The organism is Sphingomonas bacterium, from assembly GCF_903644055.1.
Classification (GTDB): domain Bacteria; phylum Pseudomonadota; class Alphaproteobacteria; order Sphingomonadales; family Sphingomonadaceae; genus Sphingomonas_I.
Genome location: NZ_CAHJXD010000088.1, coordinates 1 through 8,368, shown reverse-complemented (window position 1 = coordinate 8,368; position 8,368 = coordinate 1). Strand labels below are relative to the sequence as shown.

Genomic DNA, 8,368 nt, shown 5'->3' with positions numbered 1-8,368 from the left:
CCGCCTCCAGAGCGTCGACCAGGCTGGACGCCACGCCGCCCGCGCTGACCACCGCATCGAACAGCAGCGCGCGATCGTCGCACGCGCGGGCGACGTCGGCGGCGAGGCGCGCGTCGAGGAATTCCGTGAGCGCGTCGATCTTGTCGGCGGCGACGGTGATGCCCGCCGCCATCGCATGGCCGCCGCCCGCGATCAGCAGCCCCATGTCCTTGGCGGCAAGCACCGCCGCGCCGAGATCGACGCCGGAGATCGACCGTCCCGAGCCCTTGCCAACGCCTTCGCCGTCGAGCGCGATCACCAGCGCCGGGCGCCCGAGCTTCTCCTTTAGCCGCCCCGCGACGATCCCGATCACGCCGGGGTGCCACCCTGTCCCCGAAACGATCGTGACGGCGCGATTGCCCTGGTTGCGCGCAAGCTGCTCGGCGGCCTCGGACACCGCCGCCTCGATCGCGCGGCGCTCGCCGTTGAGCCGGTCGAGCTCGATCGCGATCGCCTCGGCCTCGGCGGGATCCTCGGTCGTCAGCAGGCGCACGCCGAGGTCCGATTTGCCGACGCGCCCGCCCGCGTTGATCCGCGGCCCCAGCGCGAAGCCGAGATCGGTGCAGGTCGGCGGCCCGCTCAGCCCGGCCTTCTCCGCCAGCGCCGAAAGCCCGACGTTGCGCCGCTGCCGCATCACCTTGAGCCCCTGCGCGACGAACGCCCGATTGAGCCCCTTGAGCTGCGCGACATCGCACACCGTGCCGAGTGCCACGAGATCGAGCAGTTCGATCAGCGGCGGCTCGGGCCGATCGGCGAACCAGCCGCGCGCGCGCAACGTCCGCAGCAGGGCCGCGCCGAGCAGGAAGGCGACGCCCACCGCCGCGAGATGGCCGTGCGCCGCGCCTTCTTCCTCATCCAGCCGGTTGGGGTTCACGATAGCGAGCGCGCGCGGCAGTTCCGACGCGCATTTGTGATGATCGACGACGATCACGTCGAGCCCCGCCGCCGCCGCTTGCGCCAGCGCCTCGAAGGCCTGCGCGCCGCAATCGACGGTGACGACGAGCTGCGCGCCGCCCTCGGCGATCCCCACCAGCGCCGCGCCGCTCGGGCCATAGCCCTCGATCAGCCGATCGGGGATATAGGCTTGCGGATCGAGCCCCAGCGCGCGCAGCAGGCGGATCAGCAGCGCCGCCGAGGTCGCGCCGTCGACGTCGTAATCGCCGAAGATCGTCACGCGCTCGCCCCCGATCACCGCGGCGGCGATCCGCTCGGCGGCGGCGTCCATGTCGCGGAAGATCGAGGGATCGGGCATGAAGCCGCGGATTGTCGGCGCGCGATGGAGATCGAGCGCGTGCCGCGCCACGCCGCGCGCGAGCAGGAGCTGATCGACGAGATCGTCGGGCGCGAATCCGGCATCCGTCGCCGCGCCGTCGCGCCCCCGCCAGCGCCACGGCTGGCCGAGGATCGACCGGGTGATGGAAAGCGGCGACATCGGACGAGCCTACACCGGCGGAGTCCCGCGGGGAATCCCTTCCGCTGCCTGCTCCCTAGAAGAGCGACGCCAGCCCGTAGAAGAGGGCCGCGACGATCGCCGCCGCCGGCAACGTCACCACCCAGGCGACGACGATGCTCGAAGCGACGTTCCACCGCACCGCCGACATCCGCCGCGCCGCGCCGACGCCGACGATCGCGCCGGTGATCGTGTGCGTGGTCGAAACCGGGATGCCGCCGATCGTCGCGAGGAACAAAGTGATCGCGCCGCCGGTCTCCGCGCAGAAGCCCTGCGAGGGGGTGAGCCGCGTGATCTTTGATCCCATCGTGTGGACGATCCGCCAGCCGCCCATCAGCGTGCCCATCGCCATCGCCGCCTGGCAGGCGAGCACCACCCACAGCGGAATATGGAAGGCGCCATGCAGGATGCCTTGCGAATAGAGCAGGACGGTAATGATCCCCATCGTCTTTTGCGCATCGTTGCCGCCGTGGCCGAGCGAATAGGCCGCCGCCGAGACGAGCTGCGCCTTGCGAAAGAAGCGGTCGGCGAAGGCCGGCGTCCGCTTGCGGAGCAGCCAGGAGGTGAGGAGCACCATCACCAGCGAGAGCAGCAGCCCCAGCAGCGGCGACAGGAAGATCGCCGCGACCGTCTTGATCACCCCCAGCCAGACGATCGCCGCCACCCCCGCCTTGGCCACGCCCGCGCCGATCAGTCCGCCGACCAGCGCATGGCTGGAGGACGAAGGGATACCGAGCGCCCAGGTGATCAGGTTCCAGCTAATCGCACCCATCAGCGCGCCGAATATGACGCGGGCATCGACGATGTCGGCGGAGATCGTGCCCTTGCCGATCGTGTAGGCGACGCTGTGGCTGAACACGAGGAAGGCGACGAAGTTGAAGAAGGCCGCCCAGAACACCGCGACCTCGGGTTTGAGCACGCGGGTGGAAACCACCGTCGCGATCGAATTGGCGGCGTCGTGCAATCCGTTGAGGAAATCGAACGCCAGCGCGATCGCGATCAGGCCGATCAGCACGGGAAGGGCGACGCTGGTCATGGCCTTGCCCGGACGGTTCGTATCGAGCGCTTCGACCGCCCGCCACGGCGGGCGATCGGGACGGGCTGGCCGTCATCGGACGGTCGCGACGGGTGAAGGGTGGGCATCGGCTCAGGCGTGATCGAGCACGAGACCCTGGATCTCGTTAGCGACATCTTCGAAGCGATCGACGATCCGCTCGAGATGGCCATAGATTTCGCGCCCGACGATGAACCCCATCGGATCGCTGCCCTGGCTCGCCTTGAACAAGGCCTTCAGCCCCGAATCATGGATATCGTCGGCTGTGCCCTCGATCTCGACCAGCCGGGCGGTGAGTTCGAGGATGCGGCTGCTGTTGTCGCCGATCGAGCGCAGCAGCGGGATCGTCTCGACGAGCACGCGCGCCGCCTCGACGATGATGCCGCTCATGTCGCGCATCTGCGGTTCGAATTCTGTGAGCTCGTAGAGCGTGATCGCCTTGGCGGTGCCGTTCATCTGGTCGATCGCATCGTCCATCGACGCGATAAGCCCGGAGATTGCGGCGCGGTCGAAGGGCGTGATCAGGATGCGGCGGACGTCTTGCAGCACGGTGCGCGTGATATCGTCGGCGTCATGCTCGCGATCGTAGATGGTGCGGACATGCTCGGGCAGGCTGGGCCCGCCCTGCAGCAGCCGCGCCAGCGCATCGGCGCCCGCGACGAGGGTCGCGGCATGCTCCTCGAACAGCTCGAAGAAGCGCCCCTGCTTGGGCATCAGCGCCTGGAACCAGCGCAGCATCGCGATCTTCTCCCCGCTTTTCGTCCGCGTCCATGCCGAAAGCCGCTGAAGCCGTCCAGCGATGGGGCTGGGGGCGCGGAATCCGGCGATCAATCGCTTGAGCTCCGGCTCCTCCACCAGCGCCGCCGCTTCCGTCAGCCCGAACCAACGCGTCTCGCGCTCGTCGCTTTCGGGCCAATCCTGCGATTGATCGGTCACTGCTAGCGGATAAAGTGTTACAGTTGCGCGACGCAGCGTACCGTCGCGCTTGCGCTTGAGATAATCGAACGCGCCGAGGGGCGCCGGGCACATGATGCCGCTGACGCCGGCTTCCTCGAACGCCTCGTGCGCGGCGGCCTCATACGGCCCCAGCCCCTTGATCGGATTGCCCTTGGGCACCACCCAGCGCCGCGTCTCGCGCGTGGTCACCAACAGCACCTCGATCGCGCCGTGCGGCGCCGAACGATAGGGGAGGGCGGCAATCTGGCGAATAATCGTCTCCTCGAGGGTTCCACCTTAGCCATTGCTTGCCCGGGGGCCAGCCCTGTGCTGCAAGCGCAGCCGTGATTCAGGCCGCGCTCCACCATCTCACCGCCTATCGCTACGATCGGCCGGTCATGCTCGGGCCGCAGACGATCCGGCTGCGCCCGGCGCCGCACAGCCGCACCGCCGTGCCCAATTATTCGCTGACGATCCTGCCCGAGGCGCATTTCCTCAACTGGCAGCAGGATCCGCACGGTAACTGGCTGGCGCGCGTCGTGCTGCCCGAGCCGACCAGCGAGTTCCGCGTCACCGTCGATCTGATCGCCGACCTCACGGTGATCAACCCGTTCGACTTCTTCGTCGAGGGCAGCGCCGAGCAGCGGCCCTTCGCCTATGCGCCCGATCTCGCCGGCGATCTCACGCCCTATTTCGAGACCGAGCCGATGGGCGCGCGGTTCGAGGCGCTGGTGGCGCGCTTCGCCGACGTCGCGATGGGGTCGATCGACTTCCTCGTCGCGCTCAACCAGGCGGTCAACGCCGAGGTCGGCTACGTCATCCGGCTCGAGCCCGGCGTGCAGACGCCCGAGGAGACGCTGGAGATCGGCACCGGATCGTGCCGGGACAGTTCGTGGCTGCTCGTTCAGTTGCTCCGTCGCCTCGGCTTCGCGGCGCGCTTCGTCTCGGGCTATTCGATCCAGCTCACGCCGGATGTCGTTCCCGTCGAAGGCCCCAGGGGCGTCGCGCGCGACGTCAGCGATCTCCATGCCTGGGCCGAGGCCTATCTGCCCGGCGCGGGCTGGATCGGGCTCGATCCCACCTCGGGGCTGTTCGCCGGCGAGGGGCATATCCCGCTCTGCGCGAGCCCGCACTATCGCTCGGCGACGCCGATCGAGGGTGCGCTGCTGGAGCCCGCGCACGTCGATTTCGGCTTCGAGATGGACGTGCAGCGCATCGCCGAGGCGGTGCGGATCACCAAGCCCTTTACCGAAGCCCGCTGGCGCGCGCTCGACGATCTCGGCCACAAGGTCGATGCCGATCTCGTCGCGCAGGACGTCCGCCTCACCACCGGCGGCGAGCCCACCTTCCTCGCCGCCGACGATCCCGAGGCGCCCGAGTGGAACGCCGATGCGGTCGGCCCGACCAAGGCGGGCTATGCCGATCGCCTGATCCGCCGGATGCGCGAGCGCTTCGCCCCCGGCGGGCTGCTCCATCACGGCCAGGGCAAATGGTATCCGGGCGAGAGCCTGCCGCGCTGGGGCTATTCGGCCTATTGGCGCACCGACGGCGTGCCCGTGTGGCGCGACGCGAGCCTCATCGCGATCGACGGCGGGGCCGCGACCACGCAGCTCGACGTCGAGGCGGCGGAGCGCTTCCTCCACGCGGTCGCCGATACGCTCGAGGTGCCGGGGGACAATGTCCAGCCGGCCTATGAGGATCCGGTCGAATGGTCGCTCAAGGAGGCCGATCTTCCACCCAACACCGATCCCACCGCGCCGGAGATCGACGATCCCGAGGCGCGCGCGCGGATGGTCAAGGCGTTCGAGCACGGCCTGTCGCGCCCGGTCGGCTATGTCCTGCCGATCCAGGCGTGGCAGGCGGCAAGCGCGCCCGAGCCCCGCCGCTGGCAGAGCGAGCAATGGCGCGTGCGGCGCGGGCGGCTGTTCCTCGTCCCCGGCGACAGCGCGGTCGGCTATCGGCTGCCGCTGGGCTCGCTGCCCTTCGTCCCGCCGTCGGACTATCCCTATGCGCATGTCCGCGACACCACCGAGCCGCTGGCGCCGCTGCCCGACTTTCGCGAGCAGCGCAGCCAATCGGTCGCGCCCGCCGCCGGCGCGGGCGCGCAGGAGCGGGTCGAGCAGCATATCATCGAAGGCGCCGTCCGCACCGCGATGACGGTCGAGCCGCGCGGCGATTATGTCGCGGTCTTCCTGCCGCCCACCGAGAAGCTCGAGGATTATCTCGATCTGATCGCCGCGGTCGAGCGCACCGCCGAGGCGACGCGCATCCCGGTCCGCATCGAAGGCTATGCCCCGCCCGCCGATCCGCGCCTTCAGGTGCTCAAGATCACCCCCGATCCCGGCGTCGTCGAGGTCAATGTCCAGCCGACCGCGACGTGGGACGAGACCGTCGATCTCACCACCAGCCTCTACGATATGGCGCGCGCCGAGAAACTGACCGCGGACAAGTTCCTGGTCGACGGCCGCTCGATCGGCACCGGCGGCGGCAACCATATCGTGCTTGGCGGGCGATCGGTGCTCGATTCGCCGTTCATCCGCCGGCCCGACATGCTCAAGAGCTTCCTGCTCTACTGGCAGCGCCATCCCTCGCTGAGCTACCTCTTCTCCGGGCTGTTCATTGGCCCGACCAGCCAGGCGCCGCGGATCGATGAAGCGCGCCACGACGGCCTGTTCGAGCTGGAGGTGGCGCTTGCGCAGGTGCCGCCACCGGGTGAGGGTGCGGCGCCGCAGCCATGGCTGGTCGATCGCCTGTTCCGCAACCTGCTCGTCGACGTCACCGGCAACACGCACCGCACTGAAATCTGCATCGACAAGCTCTTCTCCCCCGATGGCCCGACCGGCCGCCTCGGTCTCGTCGAGTTTCGCGGCTTCGAAATGCCGCCCGAAGCGAAGATGAGCCTCGCGCAGCAGCTTCTGTTGCGCGCGATGACCGCCTGGTTCTGGCGCGAGCCGCAGCAGGGCGGGCTGGTGCGCTGGGGCACGACGCTGCACGATCGCTTCATGCTCGGCCATTTCGTCTGGGCCGATTTCCTCGAGGTGCTGGCCGACCTCCGCGAGGCCGGCTATGATTTCGACCCGAGCTGGTTCGAGGCGCAGCGCCAGTTCCGCTTCCCCGTCCACGGCAGCATCACCGCCGGCGGCGTCACGCTGGAGGTCAGCCACGCGCTCGAACCGTGGCCCGTGCTCGGCGAGACCGGCGCGATCGGCGGCACGGTGCGCTACGTCGACAGCTCGACCGAGCGGCTGCAACTGCGCGCCACCGGCCTTGTCCCCGGCCGCCATATCGTCGCCGCTAACGGCCGCGCGGTGCCGCTGACCGCCACCGGCACGCCCGGCGAGGCGGTCGGCGGGGTGCGCTACAAGGCGTGGGAGCCCGCCAATTGCCTCCACCCCCGCCTGCCCGGCAACGCGCCGCTGACCTTCGACGTGCTCGATGCCTGGAACGGCCGTTCGCTCGGCGGCTGCGTCTATCATGTCGGGCACCCCGGCGGGCGCAGCTACGAGCATGTTCCCGTCAACGATTATGAGGCGGAGGCGCGGCGCAAGGCGCGTTTCCAGGCGATGGGCCACACCCCCGGCAGCGTCGCGATGCCGCCGCCCGAGCGCGCGAGCGATTTTCCGATGACGCTCGATCTAAGAAGGCCGATCGGGCTCTAGCCATGTCGGCGGGGGCGAACATGGCGCAGCTTCCGGGGCTGCCGTCCTGGGGGCAGGGCTGGCTCGACAATTATGTCGCGCAGGCGGACAGCGGCGATGTCGTGCGCGGCGATGTCGGGCGCGGCGCGCGCTGGTGGCATCACCTGTTCGATGGCGTCGCGACGCTCACCGAGGGACGGCTGCAGCGGCTTCAGGATCGGATCGGCCGCCAGGTCGACGAGATCGGCACCGCCTTCCGCCTGCCCGGCGACAGCCGCGAGCGGCGCTGGCAATCCTCGGCGCTGCCGCTGCTGATCGGCGAGGACGAGTGGCAGAAGATCGGCGCGGGCGTCGCCCAGCGCGCCGAACTCATCGAACGGCTGCTCGCCGATATCTACGGTCCCGCAGCACTCGTCGCCGAAGGCGCGCTGCCCGCGCCGCTGGTGACCGGCAGCCCCTATTTCTGGCGCACGATGATCGGCATGCCGCCGCCGGGCGGGCATCGGCTGCACATCTATGCGGTCGATCTCGCGCGTGGCCCCGATGGCGAATGGCGCGTGCTCGCCGATCATAGCCGCGCGCCGGTGGGCGCGGGCTATGCGCTGGAGAATCGCCTCGCCGCCAGCCGGGTGATGGGCGCGCTCCAGACGCGGCTCAACATCCAGCGGCTGGCGCCCTTCTTCGCCGCATTCCGCGAGGGGCTCGCCGCGGGGTGCCGGCGCAGCAATCCGCGCATCGGCCTGCTCACGCCGGGGCGCTACAATCCGAGCTATGCCGAGCAGGCGCATCTCGCGCGCTATCTCGGGCTGCTACTGGTCGAGGGCGACGATCTCGCGGTGCGGGGCGATGAGCTTTTCGTCCGCACGATCGAGGGGCTCAAGCGGATCGACGGCCTCTGGCGGCGGATCGACACGCGTTTCCTCGATCCGCTGGCGTTCGATACGACCTCGCGGATCGGCGTGCCGGGGCTGATGGACGTGCTCGCCAAGGGCAATGCGGTGATCGCCAACGCGCCGGGCACCGGCGTCGCCGAATCGCCCGCGATGGCGGCCTTCCTGCCCCGTCTCGCGCGGCGCCTGCTCGGCGAGGAGCTCAAGCTCCCCAATATCGCGACCTGGTGGTGCGGGCAGGAGGCGCCGCGCGCGGAGATGATCGCGCGGCTCGACGATCTGCTGATCGCCCCCGCGTTCGGCGGCGGCGTCGCCGAACTGGGCACCAGGCCCGCGCTGGGCGGCAGCCTGGCGCCCGACG

At 69.8% G+C, this 8,368-nt stretch carries 5 protein-coding genes; 2 read left to right on the top strand and 3 right to left on the bottom strand.

Annotated features, from left to right (window positions below; translation table 11 throughout):
- From recJ to HUU94_RS03840, 3 genes are all read right to left on the bottom strand, one after another.
- Window positions 1-1,471, bottom strand: a 1,471-nt coding sequence (recJ, locus tag HUU94_RS03850; protein WP_174273795.1) for a single-stranded-DNA-specific exonuclease RecJ, incomplete at its 3' end; no start/stop codon positions are given.
- Between the two features lie 55 nt (window positions 1,472-1,526).
- Window positions 1,527-2,525 carry an inorganic phosphate transporter gene (locus HUU94_RS03845; RefSeq protein ID WP_174273794.1) on the bottom strand — a complete coding sequence of 333 codons (999 nt, stop codon included), beginning with the start codon at window positions 2,523-2,525 and terminating at the stop codon, window positions 1,527-1,529.
- A 111-nt stretch (window positions 2,526-2,636) separates the two neighbouring features.
- Window positions 2,637-3,752, bottom strand: coding sequence for a DUF47 family protein (locus HUU94_RS03840; RefSeq protein ID WP_174273796.1), 1,116 nt, complete (start codon window positions 3,750-3,752; stop codon window positions 2,637-2,639).
- 71 nt (window positions 3,753-3,823) lie between these two features.
- Between HUU94_RS03840 and HUU94_RS03835 the strand changes: the two genes are divergently transcribed.
- On the top strand, window positions 3,824-7,138 hold the full coding sequence (locus HUU94_RS03835) for a DUF2126 domain-containing protein (protein ID WP_174273793.1): 3,315 nt from the start codon (window positions 3,824-3,826) through the stop codon (window positions 7,136-7,138).
- A gap of 20 nt (window positions 7,139-7,158) precedes the next feature.
- A partial coding sequence (locus HUU94_RS03830; protein ID WP_174273792.1) for a circularly permuted type 2 ATP-grasp protein occupies window positions 7,159-8,368 on the top strand: 1,210 nt, incomplete at its 3' end.